The sequence below is a fragment of the Burkholderia semiarida genome, assembly GCF_029268935.1.
Taxonomy (GTDB): domain Bacteria; phylum Pseudomonadota; class Gammaproteobacteria; order Burkholderiales; family Burkholderiaceae; genus Burkholderia; species Burkholderia semiarida.
Genome location: NZ_JAHLCL010000007.1, coordinates 504,961 through 527,571, shown reverse-complemented (window position 1 = coordinate 527,571; position 22,611 = coordinate 504,961). Strand labels below are relative to the sequence as shown.

General features: G+C 68.7%; 20 protein-coding genes and 1 other RNA gene. 11 read left to right on the top strand and 10 right to left on the bottom strand.

Annotation, left to right across the window (positions count from 1 at the left end; translation table 11 throughout):
* Positions 1-84 precede the first annotated feature (84 nt).
* Positions 85-2,469, bottom strand: a complete 2,385-nt coding sequence (locus KPB06_RS15460) for a DNA polymerase III subunit gamma/tau (protein ID WP_059585301.1) — start codon at positions 2,467-2,469, stop codon at positions 85-87.
* 127 nt (positions 2,470-2,596) lie between these two features.
* An RNA gene (gene ffs / locus KPB06_RS15455) (signal recognition particle sRNA small type) lies at positions 2,597-2,695 on the bottom strand.
* A gap of 389 nt (positions 2,696-3,084) precedes the next feature.
* Here ffs and trxA point away from each other — a divergent pair.
* The 8 genes from trxA (at position 3,085) to KPB06_RS15415 (ending at position 11,678) form a co-directional block, all read left to right on the top strand.
* Positions 3,085-3,411, top strand: a complete 327-nt coding sequence (trxA, locus tag KPB06_RS15450) for a thioredoxin TrxA (protein ID WP_006402348.1) — start codon at positions 3,085-3,087, stop codon at positions 3,409-3,411.
* A 195-nt stretch (positions 3,412-3,606) separates the two neighbouring features.
* Positions 3,607-4,869 carry a transcription termination factor Rho gene (rho, locus tag KPB06_RS15445; protein ID WP_006753675.1) on the top strand — a complete coding sequence of 421 codons (1,263 nt, stop codon included), beginning with the start codon at positions 3,607-3,609 and terminating at the stop codon, positions 4,867-4,869.
* Positions 4,870-4,998: 129 nt separating this feature from the next.
* Positions 4,999-5,499 carry a MerR family transcriptional regulator gene (locus KPB06_RS15440; RefSeq protein WP_059585300.1) on the top strand — a complete coding sequence of 167 codons (501 nt, stop codon included), beginning with the start codon at positions 4,999-5,001 and terminating at the stop codon, positions 5,497-5,499.
* Positions 5,496-7,052: an MFS transporter gene (locus KPB06_RS15435; protein WP_059585299.1), complete on the top strand. Its 1,557-nt coding sequence runs from the start codon at positions 5,496-5,498 to the stop codon at positions 7,050-7,052. The genes KPB06_RS15440 and KPB06_RS15435 overlap by 4 nt, the downstream gene beginning before the upstream one ends.
* Before the next feature lie 38 nt (positions 7,053-7,090).
* Complete coding sequence (locus KPB06_RS15430; RefSeq protein WP_059585298.1) at positions 7,091-7,924, top strand: M90 family metallopeptidase; 834 nt, start codon at positions 7,091-7,093, stop codon at positions 7,922-7,924.
* A 157-nt stretch (positions 7,925-8,081) separates the two neighbouring features.
* Positions 8,082-8,345, top strand: a complete 264-nt coding sequence (locus KPB06_RS15425; RefSeq protein ID WP_040144297.1) for a type B 50S ribosomal protein L31 — start codon at positions 8,082-8,084, stop codon at positions 8,343-8,345.
* 145 nt (positions 8,346-8,490) lie between these two features.
* On the top strand, positions 8,491-10,323 hold the full coding sequence (locus tag KPB06_RS15420) for an ArnT family glycosyltransferase (RefSeq protein WP_089464815.1): 1,833 nt from the start codon (positions 8,491-8,493) through the stop codon (positions 10,321-10,323).
* A 2-nt stretch (positions 10,324-10,325) separates the two neighbouring features.
* The gene (locus tag KPB06_RS15415; protein ID WP_060011029.1) at positions 10,326-11,678 is read left to right on the top strand and encodes an MATE family efflux transporter; all 1,353 of its coding nucleotides are present in this window, start codon (positions 10,326-10,328) and stop codon (positions 11,676-11,678) included.
* A 9-nt stretch (positions 11,679-11,687) separates the two neighbouring features.
* On the opposite strand, the gene lipA is transcribed toward KPB06_RS15415, so the two are convergent.
* The 6 genes from lipA to KPB06_RS15385 form a co-directional block, all read right to left on the bottom strand.
* Entirely contained in the window at positions 11,688-12,653 is a 966-nt protein-coding gene (gene lipA, locus KPB06_RS15410; protein ID WP_124861756.1) for a lipoyl synthase, read from the bottom strand.
* A 2-nt stretch (positions 12,654-12,655) separates the two neighbouring features.
* Positions 12,656-13,771 (bottom strand): acetoin dehydrogenase dihydrolipoyllysine-residue acetyltransferase subunit, encoded by a 1,116-nt coding sequence (locus KPB06_RS15405; RefSeq protein ID WP_099316466.1) that lies wholly within the window; start codon positions 13,769-13,771, stop codon positions 12,656-12,658.
* Between the two features lie 4 nt (positions 13,772-13,775).
* Positions 13,776-14,780 (bottom strand): alpha-ketoacid dehydrogenase subunit beta, encoded by a 1,005-nt coding sequence (locus KPB06_RS15400; protein ID WP_059585293.1) that lies wholly within the window; start codon positions 14,778-14,780, stop codon positions 13,776-13,778.
* Positions 14,781-14,834: 54 nt separating this feature from the next.
* The gene (locus KPB06_RS15395; protein ID WP_059585292.1) at positions 14,835-15,818 is read right to left on the bottom strand and encodes a thiamine pyrophosphate-dependent dehydrogenase E1 component subunit alpha; all 984 of its coding nucleotides are present in this window, start codon (positions 15,816-15,818) and stop codon (positions 14,835-14,837) included.
* Between the two features lie 77 nt (positions 15,819-15,895).
* Positions 15,896-16,672, bottom strand: coding sequence for an SDR family NAD(P)-dependent oxidoreductase (locus KPB06_RS15390; RefSeq protein WP_059585291.1), 777 nt, complete (start codon positions 16,670-16,672; stop codon positions 15,896-15,898).
* Between the two features lie 58 nt (positions 16,673-16,730).
* The gene (locus tag KPB06_RS15385) at positions 16,731-17,789 is read right to left on the bottom strand and encodes an ATP-NAD kinase family protein (RefSeq protein WP_059585290.1); all 1,059 of its coding nucleotides are present in this window, start codon (positions 17,787-17,789) and stop codon (positions 16,731-16,733) included.
* A 525-nt stretch (positions 17,790-18,314) separates the two neighbouring features.
* Between KPB06_RS15385 and KPB06_RS15380 the strand changes: the two genes are divergently transcribed.
* The gene (locus tag KPB06_RS15380) at positions 18,315-20,249 is read left to right on the top strand and encodes a sigma-54-dependent Fis family transcriptional regulator (RefSeq protein WP_059585288.1); all 1,935 of its coding nucleotides are present in this window, start codon (positions 18,315-18,317) and stop codon (positions 20,247-20,249) included.
* Between the two features lie 9 nt (positions 20,250-20,258).
* Here the strand turns inward: KPB06_RS15380 and KPB06_RS15375 are convergent, their stop codons facing one another.
* Together KPB06_RS15375 and KPB06_RS15370 are read right to left on the bottom strand one after the other, a co-directional pair.
* Entirely contained in the window at positions 20,259-20,693 is a 435-nt protein-coding gene (locus KPB06_RS15375; RefSeq protein WP_059585287.1) for a carboxymuconolactone decarboxylase family protein, read from the bottom strand.
* Positions 20,677-21,138: a MerR family transcriptional regulator gene (locus KPB06_RS15370; RefSeq protein ID WP_059585286.1), complete on the bottom strand. Its 462-nt coding sequence runs from the start codon at positions 21,136-21,138 to the stop codon at positions 20,677-20,679. The genes KPB06_RS15375 and KPB06_RS15370 overlap by 17 nt, the downstream gene beginning before the upstream one ends.
* Positions 21,139-21,424: 286 nt before the next feature.
* On the opposite strand from KPB06_RS15370, the gene KPB06_RS15365 reads away from it, so the two are divergent.
* A complete protein-coding gene (locus KPB06_RS15365; RefSeq protein WP_059585285.1) occupies positions 21,425-22,036 on the top strand; it encodes a ComEA family DNA-binding protein in 612 nt (203 codons plus the stop codon).
* A gap of 88 nt (positions 22,037-22,124) precedes the next feature.
* Complete coding sequence (locus tag KPB06_RS15360) at positions 22,125-22,556, top strand: YidB family protein (RefSeq protein WP_059585284.1); 432 nt, start codon at positions 22,125-22,127, stop codon at positions 22,554-22,556.
* Positions 22,557-22,611 lie beyond the last annotated feature (55 nt).

Sequence of the window (22,611 nt, the reverse complement as noted above, 5' to 3'; positions counted from 1 at the left end):
TTCTCGATCGTGTGAAAACCGGCACGCGGCGCGTGCCGGCCAATGTGTGCGGGGCGTGATTGTGCCTGTCGCGGGGCGCTCAGTTCAATGGAGTGTAGGCGGCGCGCCGTCCGGCGACGAATCGGCGAGCGGGCGCACCGACCCCTCGACGATGCGCGCACCGAACTCGCGCACGAGCTGCTGAACGAACGGATCGCCGTGAATCTCCTGCTCGGCTTCGCGCTGGCGTGCCGCGCGCGCGGCCGCATCGAGCGCCGCCGCAGTGCGCCGTGCGGGCCCGACCTCCACGGTCACCTCGACCGGCTTGCCGAGCGCATCGGCCAGCGCGGCCTTCAGCTTCGCCACCTGCGCGGCGTCCGCATACTGCGGCACGGGCACCGACAGTTTCAACGCGCTCGCATCGACGGCCGTCAGCTCGCTGTTGAACGCGAGCTGGTATGCAACACCCTTCAGCGGCAGCCGCGCGGCCAGCGCCGGCCATTCGCCGTCGAAGCCGATCGGATCGAGCGCGATCGCCGGCGGTAGCGGGCGCGTGTCGATCGGCGCGGCCGGACGTGCGTCCGCCGGCTTCGGCGTCACACGCACATCGTCGGGACCGCTGTCGAACACCGGCACGAAGCCGTCGTCGGAACCGCCGAACATTTCGTCGGCGCTGAGCGGCACGTAGTCGTCGGGCGGGATGTCCTCCCACGGCGGCGACGGCTGGCGCGCCTCGGCGGCTTGCGGCGCGCGGGCGGCGGCACGCGGCGTCGGCACCTGCACGGCCGGCCGCGGCGCGGCCGGCTTCTCGGCGGCCGGCTGGGCCGCCGCCGGCTTGGCCGCAGCGCCTGCACGACCGCGGTCCGACGACACGCGCATCCCTGCATTGCGCAGCACGTCGAGCGCGGCGGCGGCACCGCCGGCGCGCGCCGCCGGACGCGCGGCGGCCGGCTCGGGCGACGCGGCGCGCGGCGTCGGTTCGGCCTGCGGCGCCGGTTCGTCGTTTCGCTGCACGGCGGCAACGGCAGGCGGCTCGGGTTCCTTGCGGGCGGATGCCGGCACGTCGCCGGTGGGCGCTGCTTTCGTTTCCGGCTGCGGCGGCACGATGGCGTGTGCGTCGGCCGCGACCGGTGCCGGCGCTGCCGCCTCCGCCTCCGCCGGCGACGGGACGGCAGCCGGCTTGGCGGCCGACCGCCCGGCTTCGTCGCCCGACTGCGCCGGCGCCGAACGTGCGACCGGCACGGCAGGTGAGGCCGGCGTCGCAACTTGCGGACGCGCTGCGCTGGCGGGCGCTGCCGATACCGGCTTCGCCGCGGCGGCGGCGGCCGGCGCCGCGGCAGCACGCGGGGCCGGCACGGCACGCGGCGGCACGGACGGCTGGCCGCCCGGCGCACTGCCGGCGCCAACGGCCGGCTCGAACGCGAGCATCCGCAGCAGCGTCATCGTGAATCCGGCGTATTCGTCCGGCGCCAGGCCGAGCTCGGCGCGCCCGACCGTCGCGATCTGATAGAACAATTGGACTTGCTCGGGGCTCAGCGTCTGCGCAAAACGGCGCAGATCGGCCGCTTCCGGCCACTCGTCGAGCACCGAGCCCGGCGCGAACTGCGCCCACGCGATCCGGTGCAGCAGGCTCGCGAGATCCTGCAGCGCGGTCGAGAACGACAGGCTGCGCAGCGACATCTCGTCGGCAATCGCGAGGATTTCCGGGCCGCTGCCGGCCGCGAGCGCGTCGAGCAGGCGCACCATGTAGGTCTGGTCGAGCGCGCCGAGCATGCCCGACACCGCCGACTCGGTCACCTCGTTCGCCGAATAGGCGATCGCCTGGTCGGTCAGCGACAGCGCATCGCGCATGCTGCCTTGCGCGGCGCGCGCGAGCAGGCGCAACGCCTGCGGCTCGAACGTGATCCGCTCTTCGCCGAGGATCTGCTCGAGATGCGACACGATGTGCCCGGCCGGCATCTGCTTCAGGTTGAATTGCAGGCAGCGCGACAGCACGGTGACGGGGATTTTCTGCGGATCGGTCGTCGCGAGGATGAACTTGACGTGCGGCGGCGGCTCTTCGAGCGTCTTCAGCATCGCGTTGAACGCGTGGTTCGTCAGCATGTGCACTTCGTCGATCATGTAGACCTTGAAGCGCGCATCGACGGGCGCATACACCGCGCGCTCGAGCAGCGCGGCCATTTCATCGACGCCGCGGTTGCTCGCCGCGTCCATCTCGACGTAATCGACGAAACGGCCCTCGTCGATCTCGCGACAGGCGCGACACACGCCGCACGGCTGCGACGTGACGCCGGTTTCACAGTTGAGCGCCTTCGCGAAGATCCGCGACAGCGTCGTCTTGCCGACACCGCGGGTTCCGGTAAACAGATAGGCGTGATGGAGACGCCCGCCATCGAGCGCGTGCGTGAGCGCCCTGACGACGTGCTCCTGGCCGACGATCGAAGCGAAATCCTTCGGACGCCACTTGCGTGCGAGAACTTGATAGGTCATCGGGAAATTGTATCAGTAACGCTGCGTCGCGCCGACACGCGAAACGGTGCGGAACACGGGCAACGCACAGGTCGAACGGAGTGTGACGCGGAAATAAAAAACGCCCGGCGAACGGGGCGAGAAGGAAGGTGACGAGCCCAACCCTCGGCACTGGCGGAAAACGATTGTGGCTGCTTCGTTCCCGACCTGACCAGGTTCACCGCCCCACCATGCGAGGAGGCCCGTCACGGCATATTCTATCACCGCTTCCGGACGAATGCGACCATTTGTTCGCATCAATGCGAATGTCGCCGGGCAAACCGGCCCGTCGTCCATTCGGATACGTTGCATGCGGCGCGCCCCTTGCAATTGGCGAACCGGCCTCCACCTGCATGGCACGATGGTCGAACGTCGCGTCGTACCCCTACTCGCGTAGCGGCTACTATCGCCGCCCGCAGCAGATAGCAATTTAGGCTAATATGACGCCCGAACGACCCGCGAGCCGCGGATGCAGCGCTTACGCCCCTCCTTTCCGGAAAGGCGGAGTGACCTGCCGCGGCGGCCGGCAGCCTACGGCGGCCGGTTCGCCGCAACGCGCAAGCAGGCAGTCCCCGAACCGTAAGAGGTATTGACCCAATGAGCGAACAGATCAAACACATCAGCGACGCATCGTTCGAACAGGACGTCGTCAAGTCCGACAAGCCCGTACTCGTCGATTTCTGGGCCGAATGGTGCGGCCCGTGCAAGATGATCGCCCCGATCCTCGACGAAGTCGCGAAGGACTACGGCGACAAGCTGCAGATCGCGAAGATCAACGTCGACGACAACCAGGCCACGCCCGCGAAGTTCGGCGTGCGCGGCATCCCGACGCTGATCCTGTTCAAGAACGGCGCGGCTGCCGCGCAGAAGGTCGGCGCGCTGTCGAAGTCGCAGCTCACCGCATTCCTGGACAGCCACCTGTAATACCGGCAGATCCGCGGACGTGTTGTCAGTCGGCAACACGTCCGCCGCCAAGCCGCCGATCGCTCGCTCAAGCGCGAATCGGCCTATGCTAGAATTAAAAAACGTCGGCAAGACGCATTTAAGTCTCTGAGCGCTTCCGCTCGCCCTCCTCCCTTATTTTCTTTCGTCGCTTCTCCTCCCTGGCGGGTTCTCCGTATGCATTTATCCGAGCTCAAGTCTCTGCACGTGTCCGAACTGATCGAAATGGCCAATGGCCTGGAGATCGAAAACGCGAACCGCCTGCGCAAGCAGGAGTTGATGTTTGCCATTCTCAAAAAGCGCGCCAAGACGGGAGAGACGATCTTCGGCGACGGTACGCTCGAAGTGCTGCCGGACGGCTTCGGCTTCCTGCGCTCGCCGGAAATGTCGTACCTCGCGAGCACCGACGACATCTATATCAGCCCGTCGCAAATCCGCCGCTTCAACCTGCACACCGGCGACACCATCGAAGGTGAAGTCCGCACGCCGAAGGACGGCGAGCGCTACTTCGCGCTGGTGAAGGTCGACAAAGTCAACGGGCAGCCGCCCGAGGCCTCGAAACACAAGATCATGTTCGAGAACCTCACGCCGCTGCACCCGAACAAGCCGCTGGCGCTCGAGCGCGAGATGCGCGGCGAGGAAAACGTCACGGGCCGCATCATCGACATGATCGCGCCGATCGGCAAGGGCCAGCGCGGCCTGCTGGTCGCGTCGCCGAAGTCGGGCAAGACGGTGATGCTCCAGCACATCGCGCACGCGATCAAGCAGAACCACCCGGACGTCGTCCTGTTCGTGCTGCTGATCGACGAACGCCCCGAAGAAGTGACCGAAATGCAGCGCTCGGTCGCCGGCGAAGTCATCGCGTCCACGTTCGACGAGCCGGCCACGCGTCACGTGCAAGTCGCCGAAATGGTGATCGAGAAGGCCAAGCGCCTCGTCGAAATGAAGCACGACGTCGTGATTCTGCTCGACTCGATCACGCGTCTCGCACGCGCTTACAACACCGTGATCCCGGCATCGGGCAAGGTGCTGACGGGCGGTGTCGACGCGAACGCGCTGCAGCGCCCGAAGCGCTTCTTCGGCGCGGCGCGCAACATCGAGGAAGGCGGCTCGCTGACGATCATCGGCACCGCGCTGATCGAAACCGGCAGCCGCATGGACGACGTGATCTACGAAGAGTTCAAGGGCACCGGCAACATGGAAGTGCACCTCGAGCGCCGCCTCGCGGAAAAGCGCGTCTATCCGTCGATCAACCTGAACAAGTCGGGCACGCGTCGCGAAGAAATGCTGATCAAGCCCGAGATCCTTCAGAAGATCTGGGTGCTGCGCAAGTTCATCCACGACATGGACGAAGTCGAGGCGATGGAATTCCTGCTCGACAAGATCCGCCAGACGAAGAGCAACTCCGAGTTCTTCGACCTGATGCGCCGCGGCGGCTGATCGCCCTCGCCGCACGACACGGCCGCCCGCGCATTCCGCCTGGCGGCCGTTTTTCGATCCCAACCTGTACGTGAACGTACACGTTGACCTATAATCGCGTCATCCTTCCGCCGAAATCCGCCACCTCCGATGCCGAACGACGCCTCCGCCCCGTTATTGACCGTCAGCGACGCCGCGTCGCGGCTCGGCGTCACGCCGCGCACGCTCAAATATTACGAGGAGCGCGGGCTCGTCACGCCGTCGCGCAGCGAAGGCCGCTACCGCCTCTACGACGAAACCGACCTCGAGCGCTTCGCGCGCATCCTGCGGCTGCGCGCGCTCGGGTTCTCGCTGCACGGCATCACCGAAATGCTGAAGCGCCCGCTGGAAGAAACCGGCGACGGCCGGCGCCGCTATTCGGATGCATCGCTGCGCGACATCCGCGCCGGCCTCGCCGAGCAGATCGATACGCTCGACCGGCGGATCGCGGCCGTCCAGCGCGAGCTGAAGGAAGCCGTCGCGCTGCGCAAGGAATTGCAGCACGACATCGACTACGTCGAACGGCGCCTCGCCGGCGAAAACGCCGATGCGCTGATCGCGCAGCGGCGGGCGGAAGCCGGCGCGCGGCGCGCCCGCAAGGATCGCGAATGAACGCGGTGCCCGGCCGATCGCCGCTGTGGAGCCGCGCGAACCTGCGCGCGGACTTGTTCCCATGGGCGCTCGCGCTCGTCACCGGCATCGACTACTTCGACAACGCGGTCTTCTCGTTCTTCGCGAGCTACATCGCGGGCGGCATCAACGCATCGCCCGACGAACTCGTGTGGTCGTCGAGCGCCTACGCGGTCACGGCCGTGCTCGGTATCCTGCAGCAGCAATGGTGGGTCGACCGGCTCGGCCATCGCCGCTACGTCGCGGGCTGCATGCTGATGTTCTCGTTCGGCGCGATCGCGTCGGCGCTGGCCGACACGTCGCTGGCGCTCGCGTTCGCGCGCGGTTTCCAGGGTTATTTCATCGGCCCGATGATGGGCGCGTGCCGGATCCTGATCCAGATCAGTTTCAAGCCGCAGGAGCGGCCGCCCGCGACCCGCGCGTTCCTGATCATGATCCTGCTCGGCAGCGCGCTCGCGCCGATCGTCGGCGGGCTGCTGGTCGCGCATTCGACGTGGCGCGCGCTGTTCGCGTGCACGGCGCCGGCCGGCATCGCGTTCGCGATCCTCGCGCTGCTCACGCTGCCCGATTCGGGCCGCGCGCCGGACGACGAACGCGGTTCCGGCCACTTCTGGCCGTACGTCCTGTTCGCGCTCGCGCAAGGGGCGCTGCAGATCGTGCTGCAGCAGGTGCATTACCAGCTCTACAGCGGCTCGCCGATGCTGATCGCGCTGACGATCGCCGGGCTCGGCGCGCTCGCGTGGTTCGCCTATCACCAGTGGCATCACCCGACGCCGCTCGTGCGGCTGCACGCGTTTCGCGAGCGGACGTTCCAGATCGGGCTACTGCTCTACATGTTCTATTACTACGAGACGACGGGCTTCAGTTACCTGACGTCGCGGTTTCTCGAGGGCGGGCTCGGCTATCCGGTCGAGAACGCCGGGCGCCTGGTCGGCACGATGTCGCTGATCTCGGCCACCGCGCTGTTCGCCTATCTGCGCTACGCGAAATTCGTCACGCACAAGAAATGGTTCGTCGTGCCGGGGTTCGCGATCGCGGTCACGGCCGCGCTGTGGATGACGCGGATGACGCCGCAGGTCGGCGAAGCGGCGCTGATCGTCCCGCTGCTGCTGCGCGGGTTGCTGCTGCTGTTCATCGTGCTGCCGGTCGCGAACCTCACGTTCCGCATCTTCGCGATCGACGAATACACGCACGGCTACCGGCTCAAGAACATCGTGCGGCAACTGACGATCTCGTTCGCGACGTCGTCGGTGATCATCGTCGAGCAGCACCGGCTGGCCGTGCACCAGACACGGCTCGTCGAGCGCGCGAACGTGTTCGACCCGCTGTTCCAGCAGACCGCCGATGCACTCACGCGCGGCTATGCGGCCGCCGGCCACGCGCTGAACGACGCGCACGGCCTCGCGATCGCGTCGATCGCGCGGATGGTGGCGCAACAGGCGTCGTTCCTCGCGTCGCTCGACGGTTTTTACTTCCTCGCGGGCGTGGCGCTCGTCGGCGGCCTCTTCGCGGCATGGCAAAAACAGATCGATTGAGTTAAAAGACAGGCTTTGGATTTTCGTCCGCAGCCTCCATGCTTTCGAAACTGACCCGCTGGTTCGACGACCGCCGCCGCGACCGCGCGCTGCGCAGCCATCCGATTCCCGACGCGCTATGGCGCGAAACCGTCGAGCGGCTGCCGTTCCTGGCCAATCTCCCGCCCGGCGCGCTCGTCCGGCTGCGCGAGATGACGAGCCTGTTCGTCGCGAAAAAATCGTTTTCGACCGCGCATGGGCTCGAGTTGACCGACGCGATGATCGTCGCGATCGCCGCGCAGGCCTGCCTGCCCGTGCTGAATCTCGACCTGTCGCTGTACGACGGCTGGGTCGGCGTCGTCGTGTATCCGGGCGAATTCGTGATCCGCAAGACGGTGCAGGACGAGGACGGCGTCGTACACGAAGTCGAGCAGGATGCGAGCGGCGAGGCATGGGAAGGCGGACCCGTGATCCTGTCGTGGGAAGACGCGCAGATGACGGACGGCCGGGATGCATACAACGTGGTGATCCACGAGTTCGCGCACAAGATCGACATGGTCAATGGCGCGGCCGACGGCTATCCGCCCCTTTTTCGCCGCTGGCATGCGCCGCACCTCGACGCGCAGGCGTGGGCCGACGTGTTCGAACATGCGTACGACCAGTTCTGCGCGCGCGTCGACGCAGTGCCGGAGCGCGCGTGGGCGCGCTTCGAGCGGGACTCGCTGATCGATCCCTATGCGGCCGACCACCCGTCGGAATTCTTCGCCGTATGCAGCGAGGCGCTGTTCGTGCGGCCGAAAGCGTTCGAGTCCGAATTTCCGGAGCTGTACCGGCTGCTCGCGCGCTACTACCGGCAGGATCCGGCCGGCACCGGCGCGCTCGACGCACCATGAAAATTATTCGTCAACCGTCTGATTTTCTGGCATAATCGCCGTTTTTCGACCTTAGGCAAGTGGCTCGCGCCGGGCTTGACGTCAGCCGAAACGCTCCCATCGGGGCGGCACGGCCGGCCAAGCGGCGGGTTGGCTACCGCTATCACCAAGGAAAATCATGAAACCTGGCATTCACCCGGACTACCGCGAAGTCGTCTTCCAAGACATGTCGAACGGCTTCAAGTTCATCACGCGCTCGACGATCCAGACGCGTGAAACCATCGAGCACGAAGGCAAGACCTACCCGCTCGCCAAGATCGAAGTGTCGTCGGAATCGCACTCGTTCTACACGGGTCAGCAAAAGATCATGGACACGGCAGGCCGTGTCGAGAAGTTCAAGAACAAGTTCGGCGCACGCGCCAGCGGCAAGGTCGCGAAGTAAGCTTCGCACCGCATCCGGTGGTTGCAACGCACCGGTACCGCACGAAAGGGCAGCCCAGGCTGCCCTTTTTTGTCTCTGCTCGCCCGGAAAGGCGCCGCCCGGCGCCCGGGCAACGACCTGACGCACAACAGCGGGCGCGACTACAATGCCGGATGCTCGAAACCGGCTCGACCGCGCGCAGCCGCGCCGGCCGCCCGCCCATAACAAATCGCTCATCTGCATGAAGCCTGTCGTCCGTCTCACCGCCTCCGCCACGCGTGCGCTGCCGCGCTGGCTGCTGCTCACGCTCTGCCTCGTCTACGCGGCGTTCGGCCTGTTCGGCCGCGACCCGTGGAAAAACGAGGACGCGGCGGGCTTCGGCGTGATGTGGACGATGGCCAAGGGCGGCTGGCACGACTGGCTGCTGCCGAACCTGGTCGGCAAGTTCATCACGACCGACGGGCCGCTCGGCTACTGGCTCGGCGCACTGTCGATCCGCGGCCTCGGCCCGTGGGTCGACGCAAGCAACGCGTCGCGCGTCGATACCGGCGTGCTGTTCTGCGCCGCGTGCGCGTTCGTCTGGTACGCGGCCTACCTGCTCGGCCGGCGCGCCGAGGTTCAACCGTTCAAATACGCATTCGGCGGCGAGCCCGAGCCGCGCGACTACGGCCGCACGCTCGCGGACGGCGCGCTGCTGGTGCTCGTCGCCTGCTTCGGCCTCGCGGAACGCGGGCATGAAACGACGCCGCAACTCGCGCAATTCGCGTGGATCGCGATGCTCGTGTACGGGATCGTGCGCGGCATCGACAAGCCGCTGCAAGGCGCACTGTGGTGGGGCCTCGCGATGGGCCTCGTCGCGCTGTCCGGCAACCCGGTGCTGGTCGTCGCGCTGCTCGCGGGCACGGCCGCGCTGTGGCTCGTCACGCCCGAGATGCGCAACCTGCGCCTGCCGCTGGTCGGCCTGCCGCTCGCGGCCGCGATTTTCGCGCTGTGGCCGATCGCCGCCTTCGTCGCGGCGCCGGACGACGCCGCATGGTTCTTCAACCAGTGGATCCACGGCAGCCTGATGCGCTTTTCGGGCCCGCCGACGGCCGTGCTCGGCTATGCGGCGAAGAACCTGCCTTTGTTCACGTGGCCCGCCTGGCCGCTCGCGATCTGGGCGTGGTGGAGCTGGGCCGGCATGCGCCGTCGCGCGCACATCGCGATTCCGCTGTCGGTGGCCGTGCCGCTCGTCGCGCTCGTGATCCTGCAAAGCCAGCAGTCGAACCGCATGTACATGCTGCTGCTGCCGCCGCTCGCGGTGCTGGCGACGTTTGCGCTGCCGACCCTCAAGCGCGGCGCGATCAACGCGATCGACTGGTTTGCCGTACTGAGCTTCACGATCCTCGGCACCTTCGTGTGGCTGGTGTGGCTCGCATCGCTCACCGGCTTCCCGCATCCGCTCGCGCGCAACCTCGCGCGTCTCGTGCCCGGCTACGAGCCGCATTTCAAGATCCTGTCGTTCATCTGCGCGGTGATCGTCACCGTGTGCTGGTGCTTCATCGTGCGGTGGCGCGTGTCGCGGCAGCCGAAGGTGCTGTGGCGCAGCGTCGTGCTGTCGGGCGCGGGCACGACGCTGATGTGGGTGCTGCTGATGACGCTGTGGCTGCCGATCGTCAACTACGGCCGGACCTATCGCGACGTCGCGCAACAGATCGCCGTGCACCTGCCGTCCGACTACGAATGCATCTCGCCGGTGCGGCTCGGCGACGCGCAGATCGCGACCTTCGCGTACTTCGGCGACATGCACTTCGATTTCTCCGGCGACTGCGACGTGATCCTGCGCCAGGACCGTGCCGACTTCGGCGAGCCGAGCGCGATGTCGCAATACGTGTGGCGTCTCGTCTGGGAAGGCCGCCGCGTCGCCGACCGCGACGAGCGCTTCCGCCTGTACGAGCGCATCGAACGGCCGAAGACGCCCGTCAAGCGGCGTCCGCCGCGCCGCCGGGCGGCCGATTGACGATGTTCGGCGACATCCGCCGGATCGTCGGTCTCGCGTGGCCGGTGCTGGTCGGCCAGCTCGCGATCATCGCGTTCGGCGTGATCGACACCGCGATGGTGGGCCGCTACTCGGCCGTCGATCTCGCCGCGCTCGGGCTCGGCTCGTCGATCTACGTATCGATCTATATCGGTCTAACCGGCATCCTGTCCGCGCTGCAGCCGATCACCGGGCAACTGTACGGCGCGCGGCGCTATGCGGAAATCGGCGAGGAAGTGCGCCAGGCGCTGTGGCTCGCGCTGCTGCTCGCGATTCCCGGCTTCCTGCTGCTGCATTTTCCCGAGCCGCTGTTGCGCATCGCGCATGCGCCGGCCGCGCTGCACGAGCGCACCGTCGACTACCTGCGCATCCTGTCGTACGGGCTGCCCGCGAGCCTCGTATTCCGCATCTACAACGCGCTGACCAACGCGGCCGGCAAGCCCCGGCTCGCGATGATCCTGCAGATCGGCGCGCTGCTGCTCAAGTTTCCGCTGAACGTCTGGTTCATCTTCGGCGGCTTCGGCGTGCCGGCGCTCGGCGGCCCCGGCTGCGGGCTCGCGAGCACGCTGATCAACTGGGCGCTCGCGCTGATCGGCTACACGCTGCTCGCGAAGCTCGACGTGTTCGCGCCGCTCGCGATCTTCTCCCGCTTCTGCTGGCCCGTCTGGGCGCGCCAGAAGGCAATCCTGAAGCTCGGCGTGCCGATGGGCCTGTCGTATCTGATCGAGGTCACGTCGTACACGTGCATGGCGCTGTTCATCGCGCAGTTCGGCACGACGACGCTCGCCGGCCACCAGATCGCCGGCAACATCGGCGCGGTGCTGTACATGACGCCGCTGTCGATCGGCGTGGCGGCGTCGACGCTGGTCGCGCGCGCGCTCGGCGCCGGGCACGCCGAGGAAGCCCGGCTGCTCGGCCGGCACAGCGTGATGTTCGCGTGCGGCGTGGCGGCTGCCTACGGCGTGCTCGTGTTCGCGCTGCGCCCGCTGATCATCGGCGGCTACACGCCGAACCCGGCCGTCGCCGCGGCCGCGATGCCGCTCGTCGCGATCGTCGCGTGCTACCACGTGTTCGATGCGCTGCAGGTCACGTCGGCGTTCGTGCTGCGCGCGTACAAGGTGGCGGTCGTGCCGACCGTGATCTATGCGGTCGCCCTGTGGGGCGTCGGACTCAGCGGCGGCTACCTGCTCGGCTTCGACGTCGGCGGGATCGCGCCCGCGTGGCTGACCGGCGCGCGCGGCTTCTGGTTCGCGAACACGGTCAGCCTGATGCTGGCGGGCGCGGGGCTCGTGCTTTACCTGCGCCGCATCGGCCGCGCGCACGCCGCCACAGCCTGACGCGACGCGCTACGCGCCCTCCAGCACGTCGGCTGCGTGATAGGAGGACCGCACGAGCGGGCCGGCGACCACTTCCCTGAAACCGAGCGCAAGCGCCTCGTCGCGCCACGCGGCGAACGCGTCCGGGCTCACGTGGCGCCGCACGGGCAAATGGTGCGCCGACGGCGCCAGATACTGGCCGAGCGTCAGCACGTCGACCTCGTGCGCGCGCAGGTCGCGCAGCGTGTCGCGCACCTCGTCGTCGTGCTCGCCGAGCCCGAGCATCAATCCCGATTTCGTCACGAGCGTCGGCCGCGCGGCCTTCGCCTGCGCGAGCAGTTCGAGCGAGCCGCGATAGTCGGCGCCCGGCCGCGCCGCCCGGTACAGCGACGGCACCGTCTCGATGTTGTGGTTGAACACGTCGGGCCACGCCGACGACAGCGCATCGAGCGCCCGTGCCGTGCGGCCGCGGAAGTCCGGCGTCAGCACCTCGACGCCGATGCCCGGCACGCTCGCGCGCACCGCCGCGATGCACGCGGCGAAATGCGCGGCGCCGCCGTCGCGCAGATCGTCGCGGTCGACCGACGTGATCACCACGTAGCGCAACCCGAGCGCCGCCGCCGCGTCGGCCAGCCGCGCGGGCTCGTCGGGATCGAGCGGCTCGGGCCGGCCGTGCGCGACGTCGCAGAACGGGCAACGCCGCGTACACAGCCCCCCCATGATCATGAAGGTCGCGGTGCGCTGCGCGAAGCATTCGCCGATGTTCGGGCACATCGCCTCCTCGCAGACGGAATGCAGCCGATGCTCGCGCAGCACGGCGGCCATGTCGGCCACCGCCGCGCTCATCATCGGCCGCGCGCGCAGCCACGGCGGCTTCGGCAACGCCGCGCCGGCCGCGGGCTCGACGCGCACCGGAATGCGCGCGAGCTTGTCGCGACTTCTCGCGCCGGGCTGGCCGAGCGCCGTGAGGCTGGGTCGTTCGAGCGCGGCGGCCATCGTCAGTCTCCGAGGAACGCGACGATCAGGCGGTTCACGTCGGCGGCCGCCTCCATCTGCACCATGTGCCCGCCGCCGGCGATCACCTCGGCGCGCACGCCGTCCGGCAAGCCCTGCGCGTGCCGCGCGGGAATCACCTGGTCGCGCTCGCCCCAGATCACGAGCGTGCGCGGCGCAAGCGACGCGAGCCGGTCGCGGAATACGCGCCGCTGCGCGGCGCCGTCGAACGCGGCGTCCGCGATCTTCTCCAGCGCGGCCTGCACGCCTTCGAGCCGCTTGTACTTGACGAGATCCTCGACGAGCTGCCGCGTGACCAGCGCGTCGTCCGCGAACAGCGCGCCGAGGTGCGGCTTCAGCGTGTTGCGGCTGTTGCCGGCGACGAAGCCGTCGATGTATGCACGGTTGATGTCGGCGCCGAGCCCCGCGCTCGCGATCAGCGTGAGCGACGCCACGCGCGCCGGCGCGCTGTCGGCCAACGTCATCGCCACCGCGCCGCCCATCGAATGGCCGATCAGGTGCGCACGCTCGATGTGCTGCGCATCGAGCAGCGCAAGCACCGCGTCGGCCAGTTCGTCGAGACTGCCGGTCTCGACGGTCTTCTCCGACTCGCCGTGGCCGGGCAGATCGAGCGCCCACACCGGCCGGTGCGCGGCGAGTTCCGCATGGTTGAACAGCCAGTTGTTCAGGTCGCCGCCGAAGCCGTGGATCAGCACGGCCGGCGTGCCCGAACCGTCGCCGAGCTTCAGGAAGCGGATCGTGCGTCCGCCGATCCGCGCCTTCTCCGGCTGCGGGCCGGCCGCCTCGTCGGACGCCGCGCTCGGCACGAAATCGCGCTGGAAGTCGGCGATCGCCGCATCGATGTCGGCGTCGCTCGTGTCGGCGGCCGCGACCACGCCGAGCAGCGCGCCGACGGGCAACGTCTCGCCCTCCTGCGCGATCTGCCGGCGCAGCGTGCCGTCGAACGCGCATTCGACGCCCGACGAGATCTTGTCGGTCTCGACGTCGAGCACCTCGTCGCCCTTCGCCACGCGTTCGCCGATCGCCTTCAGCCAGCCATTGACCTGCCCCTGCTCCATCGACAGCCCCCACTTGGGCATCGTGATCATGTGAATCGACATCGTGTCAGCTCCTCGTCTTCAGGACCGCCCGCGCAATCGCATCGGCGGACGGGATATACAGGTCTTCCAGCACGCCGGCGAACGGCGCGGGCGTATGCGGCGCGGTGACGAGCTCGATCGGCGCCTTGAGCGAGCGGAACGCGCGCTGCGCGACGAGCGCGGCGATGTCGGTCGCGATCGAGCAGCGCGGGTTCGCTTCGTCGACCACCACCACGCGCCCCGTGCGCTCGGCGCTTTCGAGGATCGTTTCCTCGTCGAGCGGCGACGTCGTGCGCAGGTCGATCACGTCGCACTGGATGCCGTCCTTCGCGAGCGTCGCGGCCGCGTCCATCGCCAGATGCACCATCCGGCCGTACGTGACGATCGTCGCGTCGTCGCCGTCGCGCAGCACGTTCGCCTCGCCGAACGGAATCGCATAGGATTCCTCCGGTACGTCGCCCTCACGCGTATAGAGCAGCTTGTGTTCGAGGAAGATCACGGGATCGTTGTCGCGGATCGCCTGAATCAGGAGCCCCTTCGCGTCGTACGGCGTCGACGGGCACACGACCTTCAGCCCCGGGATGTGCGTGAACAGCGACGTGAGCATCTGCGAGTGCTGCGCGGCCGCGCGCAGGCCGGCGCCGTACATCGCGCGGATCACGACCGGCGTCACGGCCTTGCCGCCGAACATGTAGCGGAATTTCGCCGCCTGGTTGAAGATCTGGTCGAAACATACGCCCATGAAATCGATGAACATCAGTTCCGCGACGGGCCGCATCCCGCACGCGGCAGCGCCGACCGCCGCGCCGATGTAGCCGCCCTCCGACAGCGGCGTATCGAGCACGCGGCCCGGAAACTTGTGGAACAACCCCTTCGTCACGCCGAGCACGCCGCCCCATGCGTCGTCCTCGCCGGGCGCGCCCGCGCCGCCCGCGTTGTCCTCGCCCATCACGATCACGCTGTCGTCGCGCGCCATTTCCTGCGCGAGCGCCTCGTTGATCGCCTGCGAATAGGTAATCTTCCTTGCCATGTCTGTCTCCTGAAATGTTCGGTTCGCCGTGCCGGCTGCTCGGTCAGGCCGGGTTCACGGATACGACACGTAGACGTCGGCGAGCAGGTCGGCGGCATCCGGCAGCGGCGCCGCCTTCGCCTGCGCGACCGCGTCGTCGATCAGCGCCTTCACCTGGGCGTCGACCGCGCGCAGGTCGGCCGTCGTCAGCGCTTCGGCGCGCACGACGCGCGTTTCGAAATGCTTCAGGCAGTCCTTCTCGTCGCGCAGCTTCTGCACTTCGCCCGGCGCGCGATAGGTTTGCGCATCGCCCTCGAAGTGGCCGAAATAGCGCGTGAACTTCACCTCGACGAGCGTCGGGCCGCCGCCGTTGCGCGCGCGGTCGACGGCTTCGCCGAGCGCCTCGTGCACCGCGAAGAAGTCGAAGCCGTCGACGATCACGCCCGGCATCCCAAACCCGTTCGCCCGATCGGCGATGTTGTCGGTCGCGACCGACCAGCTCGACGACGTCGCTTCCGCATAGCCGTTGTTTTCGGCGACGAAGATCGCGGGCAGCCGCCACACCGACGCGAGGTTCATCGATTCGAAGATCACGCCCTGGTTCGACGCGCCGTCGCCGAAGAAGCACACGCCGACGCCGCCGGTTTTCTTGTGCTTGGCCGCGAGCGCCGCACCGCACACGAGCGGGCCGCCCGCGCCGACGATCCCGTTCGCGCCGAGCATCCCCATCGACAGGTCGGCGATGTGCATCGAGCCGCCCTTGCCGTGGCAGACGCCTGTCTTCTTGCCGTAGATCTCGGCCATCATCCCGTGCACGTCGACGCCCTTCGCGATGCAATGGCCGTGGCCGCGGTGCGTGGTGGCCACGTAGTCGTCGAGGCCGAGGTGCAGCATCGTGCCGACGGCGGACGCCTCCTCGCCCGCGTACAGGTGAACGAAGCCGGGTATCTCGCCGGTCGCGAATTCGACGTGCAGGCGTTCCTCGAATTCGCGGATCGTGCGCATCAGCCGATAGGCGTCCAGCAGCTTGTCCCTGCCGAGCTGTGTCGAAGCGGTCATGTGTGTCTCCTGGGTAGGTCTGACTGCGAATGCCGCCCCGGCCATGCCGTGGCGGCGGATTGCACGGCCTGCGGCCGTCAGTGAAACGTGAAGCCGCCGTCGACGTTCACGGCCTGGCCCGTCACGTTGTCCATCGTCGCGAAGAACAGCGCGAGCCGGCCCATGTCTTCCGGCGTCTGCGCGCGGCCCTGCGGAATCAGCGTCAACTGGTGCCGCTGCCACGACTCCTCGACCGATTCGCCGTCGGTCTTCCATTCGTCGGACAGCCGGTCCCACATGTAGGTACGGACGATGCCGGGGCAGATCGCGTTGACGGTCACGCCGTCGCGCGCGAGCTCCTTCGCCAGCGCGTTGGTGAAACCGACGACCGCAAATTTCGATGCGCTGTAATGCGCGAGATTCGGGAAGCCTTCCTTGCCCGCGATCGACGCGACGTTGATGATCCGGCCGCGCCGCTGCGCCTTCAGATGCGCGAGCGCCGCGCGGCAGCCGAGGAACGTGCCCTTTGCGTTCACGTCCATCACGAAATCCCAGTCGCGCTCGGTCAGTTCGGCAACCGGACGGATGCTGATCACGCCCGCGCAGTTCACGAGGATGTCGAGCCCGCCGAGGTCGCCGAGCGCCTGCGCGACCATCGCGTCGACCTGCGCGGCCTGCGTGACGTCGACCTTCGCGATCGCCGCGCGGCGGCCGAGCGCGCGCACCTCGCCGGCGGTCGCGTCGAGCGCGTCGTCGAGCAGGTCGGCCAGCAGGATGTCGGCACCGGCGCCGGCGAGCGTCAGCGCGATGCCGCGGCCGATGCCGCGCGCGCCGCCCGTGACGATGGCGACCTGTCCTTCGAGAGGGGCTGTCATGGCGATGTCTCCTTGATGATCGTGATGGATGTCGAAACGTCTTCGTGAAACCGGTGTATCAGTCGTGCCACGCACCGGCATCGCGCAGCAGTTGCCGTGACGACGCGTAGCGCAGCGTGCGGCCGACGTCGACCGTCAACGGTCCGCCCCAGTCGAGTGCGATCTCGTAGCGATCGCCGCGCGCGACCTCGATCTCGCGCTCGCCGTCGAACGCGAGCGTGCCGCGCTCGAACGGAATCACGTGCCACGCGCCCGGCTCGAGCCGCTCGCAACTGCGCATCACGACGCGGTCGACGCGCCCCGGCGCGATCGGCGCGACGAGCGGCGTGCCGGCCGTCTTGCCGGCATCCGCGAAGCGCATCGCGAGCCCGTGCGGCGCGCTGCGTTCGAGCGGCGCCCACGCGCCGCCGAGCGCGGACAGGCCGATGCCGTCCGGTTCCGCGAACGTCAGATAGAGCGTGTCGATGTCGTCCGAGCCGGAGATCGCGCGCGCGCCGACGAAGCGCTGCCGCGCGGCGCACACATCGACGAGCGCGATCTCCTCGCGCCCGGGCTGCGCGCCCGCGACGCAGCGCACGACGAGCCGCTTGTTGCGCACGAACGCGACCTCGGCCGGCACGGCGCCGGTCGCGACGAGCCCCGCGGCGACGCCGGCGACGGTCGCCTCGCGATGTTCGGGAAACGCGTTGTTGGTGCCGGTGGACAGCGCGACGAGCGGCGTCGCACCGCAATGCGCAGCCACCGCGCGATGGGTGCCGTCGCCGCCGAGCACGACGATCAGCGACACTTCCATCCGATGCAGATAGGCGGCGCCGGCCTGCGTGTCGGCAACGCTGTCGGTGATCGGCAGGTCGACGAATTCGACCTGGGGCCAGCGTTCGTGCGGCGCGACCGCGCGATGCGTGTCGATCGCGCGCAGCAGCAGCGTCGCGATGCCCGTGCGGTCGCGCAGCGTCAGCACGCGCTCGACGCCCATCGCGCCGAGGCCGGCCAGCAGGCGCACGATCATGTTCGCCTTCTCCGCGGTCGGGAACACGGATGCATGCGTCGTGAGGCGGCGGATGTCGCGCCCCGATGCGGGGTTCGCGATCACGCCGACGGTAACGGGCGTCGTCACGGGTTTGTCTCCATCCAGTCGGCAGGGCCGGCGTATTGCGCGCGCCGCCCTCGCCTGTTTCGTCCGCTGCCATCGACGGGCGGCGGATCGTCGTCGCCGACGCGATTGCCGGCTTGCCCGTCATCTCTGCAAGCGGCGTGCCATCGTGCATGCGATGGCCGCGAAACCCGCGTCCGCGCTGGCGCGGCGGGCATGCGCGGGTTCGGAATGCGCGGTCGTGACGGCGCGGCGCGCGTCGAATTCGCCGGTACGTCTCATGCCGTCGATACGGCGACGCGATCGTCGCGGCGCGCGCGCATGCGCGGCGTTCCGCCCGCAAACCCTGCGTTCGCGCGGCGCCGCGCGCGCGACGCCCCGCCTGACGACCGTCGCGCCGCGCGCGGGCGGCCGTCTCAATCGCGCGAGACGCATCGGATACCGGTGAGACGACCGTCTCACGCGCGCCGCGTGCTGCAATGCAGTGTGATCCGCCGGACCGGATGTGCTACAAGAACAGCGACATCCCCGCCGTACCCGGAGCCGACCATGCCCTACGCCGTCCCCCAGGCCCAGCACGCCGACCGCATACTCGGCGCGCTCGCCGGGCGCCTGCCCGCGCCGGCCGATTCCGCTCGCCTCGTGTCTTCGTGGCAGCGATCGCTGGAGCGCTATCGTCTCGACCCCGCTTCGTCGATCGGCCCGCGCGTGCTGACCGCGGCCGAGCTGCGCGAAGTGCGCGACAAGGAAGAGGCCTTCCTGCGTGCGTCGGGCCAGTGCCTGACGCGGCTGCATGACATGATCCGCGTCGCCGACTACTGCGTGATGCTGACCGACGCGCACGGCGTGACGATCGACTACCGGATCGACCGCGAGCGCCGCAACGACTTTCGTCATGCGGGGCTGCACATCGGCTCGTGCTGGTCGGAAAGCGAGGAGGGAACCTGCGGCGTCGCGAGCGTGCTGACCGATCTCGCGCCGATCACCGTGCACAAGACCGATCACTTTCGCGCGGCGTTCACGACGCTCACGTGCAGCGCGGCGCCGATCTTCTCGCCGGCCGGCGAACTGATCGGCGTGCTCGACGCGTCGGCCGTGCATTCGCCCGACGGCCGCGACAGCCAGCGCCTCGTCTACCAGCTCGTGCGGCAAAGCGCGGCGCTGATCGAGGACGGCTACTTCGTGCACAGCACCGCGCAGCACTGGATATTGTTCGGGCATCCGAACCGTCACTACGTCGAGGCGCAGCCCGAGTGGCTGATCGCGTTCGACGAATGCGGCAACATCGTCGCCGCGAACCGGCACGCGCGCGACGCGCTGCCGGCGCTGCGCGAGCCGCGCCATATCGACGAGATCTTCGATGCGACCGAGATGCCGCTGCGCGACGCGGCGCGGCTCGACGCGATCGTCGCGCTGCGGCTGCGCGCGACCGGCGCCCCGCTCTACGCGCGGCTGCGCGCGCCGCTACGCCGCGCCGGCCGCGAACCGGGCGCGGCCCGGGCCGCCACGGCATCGCGCCGCCCGGGCACCGCCGCGCCGCGTCACGTCGGCGCGCTGACGCCGTTCCTGCACAGCAGCGATGCGCGCATCGCGCAACAGGCCGAACTCGCGCTGCGCGTCGCGAGCAAGCGGCTGCCGATCCTCGTGCTCGGCGAAACCGGCGCGGGCAAGGAAGTGTTCGCCCGCGCGATCCACGACGCCGGCGCGCGGCGCGCGCGGCCGTTCGTCGCCGTGAACTGCGGCGCGCTGCCGGAAGCGCTGATCGAGAGCGAACTGTTCGGCTATGCGGCCGGCGCGTTCACCGGCGCACGCAAGCACGGCGCGCGCGGCAAGATCGCGCTCGCCGACGGCGGCACGCTGTTTCTCGATGAAATCGGCGACATGCCGCTCGCGCTGCAGACGCGCCTGCTGCGCGTGCTGGCCGACGGCGAGGTCGTGCCGCTCGGCAGCGATACGCCGGTGCGCGTCGATCTCGACGTGATCTGCGCGACGCACCGCGATCTTGCGCGGATGGTGGCCGACGGCACGTTCCGCGAGGATCTGTACTACCGGTTGAGCGGCGCGACGTTCGAGCTGCCGCCGCTGCGCGAGCGCGCGGACGTGCGCGACGTGATCGCCGCCGTGTTCGCCGAGGAAGCGCAGGCGACCGGCCACGTGCTGACGCTCGATGCGACGCTCGCCGAACAGCTCGCGGCCTACCCGTGGCCGGGCAACGTGCGGCAACTGCGCAACGTGCTGCGCTATGCGTGCGCGGTGTGCGACGCCGCGCGCGTGACGCGGCACGACCTGCCGGCCGAACTCGCCGCGCAGCTCGGCGGCACCCCGGCGGGCGTGCTGCCCGACGACGAACGCGGGCGCATCGTCGCCGCGCTCACCGCGCATCGCTGGCGGCCCGACGCGGCCGCCCGCGCGCTCGGCATGTCGCGCGCGACGCTGTACCGGCGCATCGCGAAGCACCGGATCGTCGCGCCGCACCGCGCGTGACGCGCGCCGTCATGCGGGCTGCCCGGCCGCTTCGTTCGCGTGGTCTGCCCCGCCGGCCGCTTCGTCGCGCCGCTTGAACACCTCGTGCGCGGCGAACAGCGCGTTGAGCGCGGCCGGCATCCCCGCATACACGGCCATCTGCATGAACACCTCGACGATCTCGTCGCGCGTGCAGCCGACGTTCAGCGCGGCCTCGATATGCACCTTCAGTTGCGGCTGCGCGTTGCCGAGCGCGGCCAGTGCGGCGATCGTCGCGATTTCGCGCGCCTTCAGGTCGAGTTGCGGCCGGCTGTAGATGTCGCCGAAGCTGAATTCGACCAGGAGCCGCGCGAAATCCGGCGCGATCGGCGCAAGCGCCGCGATCACGCGTTCGCCCGCTTCGCCGTCGATTTCCTTGAGCTTGTTCCAGCCGCGCGTGTAGCGATCCTCAACGAGTCGTTCCATCTTGTCCGTCCTGTTCCGATAAAGAGTGAGAAAGATTCGCCCGTCGTTCCGTTTCCCGTTCCTGCGCCTCGTAGTACGCGATCTTGGCGCCGATCGCATCGAGGCTCGCCTGCAGCTCCGCGATATGCGCGCGCACCGCGTCGCGATGCGCGACCAGCAAGTCGCGCCGCGCGCGGAACGTCGACTCGCCCTGCTCGCGCAGCACCGCGAACGCCTGCATCTGCGCGATCGGCATGCCGGTCGCCTTCAGGCGCATCACGAAGGCCAGCCAGTCAAGGTCGGCCGGCGCATAGAGCCGGTGCCCGGCCGCCGTGCGCGAAATCGCGCGCAGCAGGCCGGCCTGCTCGTAATACCGCAACGTGTGCGTCGACACGCCCGTCAGTTCGGCGACTTGCCCGATCGTCAGCGGACCGGCGGCGGAGGGTTGGGATAGGGTTTTCGACATGGCAGGAACAAGGTTAGGAGTTAGAGTTCACTCTAAGTCAAGCATTGTCTGACGGCCAGTGCGGCGTTCGCCCGCGATCCCCCTGCGACACCGTAAAGAATGGTCAAAATCGCCCGCCGCGACCGCTTTCGGCCTTTACAGCACCGCAAGCCTTCAGCAAGATGCGATCAGCCTGTCTCAAAAAGGGCACGCATTTGTCCTATGCTTAACGGCGACGCCCGGCCAGCTCGTGGGCCGCCGTCCGTTGCAACAACCATTCATCCGTCAGAACCAGGGAGCCCTTGCCATGCTGAAAAAGCTGCTGATGCTGTTCGTCGCGCTGTCGCTGTCGCTCGCCGCCGGCCTTGCCGCTGCCGTCGATGTCAACACGGCCGACCAGGCCGCGCTCGAATCCGTGAAGGGTCTCGGGCCCGTGAAGTCGAAGGCGATCATCGACGAACGCACCAAGAACGGCCCGTTCAAGGACGCCGACGATCTCGCGAACCGCGTGAAGGGTCTCGGCACGAAGTCGGTCGGGCATCTCGAGGAAAACGGCCTGACGATCGGCGGCTCGTCGACGCCGCCGAAGGGCGTGAAGCCGTCGAAGCCGGCCGCGACGACGTCGGCGACCCCATCGACCACGACCTCGGCAGGCACCGCATCGACGTCCACGACCGCGACGGCCGGCACGACGACCACGGCCCCCGCGCCGGCGGCGAGCGCACCGGAAGCAGCCGCCAAGCCGGCCAAGACCAAGCGCGCATCGAAGAAGGAAAAGGCGGCAGCGGCGGCAGCGGCATCCGCGGACGCGGGTGCGAGCGCACCGGCGGCCGCGTCGTCCACGAAGGCCGCGAAGGGTTCGAAGAAGAAGAGCAAGAAGGACAAGGCAGCCTCCGCCGCCGCGGCGTCGGGCGCCTGATGTGCGCCGCGCGCGCGACGGCGTGCGCGCGGCATTCGTTCAACGGCCGCCGTCGTCACGGCGCCCTTTTCAGTGAAGGTGAAGAACCATGGGTCTCCTCGACATCGTCGGCGGTCTGATCGGCGGCCAGGCCGGCGGCAACTCGCAAAGCGCGCTGATCACGACCGCGCTCGAATTCATCAACAACCAGCCGGGCGGCCTGAACGGGCTGATCGAGAAGTTCAAGGCCGGCGGCGCCGGCGAGATCATCGGTTCGTGGGTCGGCACCGGCGAAAACCAGCCGATCTCGCCGGATACGCTGCAGAACGTGCTCGGCTCGGACGTCGTCGGCTCGCTCGCGAGCAAGGTCGGCATCGATCCCGCGCAGGCCTCGTCGATCCTCGCGCAGGTGCTGCCGCACGTCGTCAACGGCGCGACGCCGAACGGCGAAGTGCCGGCCAGCGGCCAGGTCGACACGTCGAACGTGCTCGGCACGCTCACGCAGCTCGCCGGCATGTTCGGCGGCAACAAGCAGGGCTGAGAGCCCGCGCCGCGACCGGGCGGCCCGTTCGGCCGCTCCATAAGCAAACACCCCG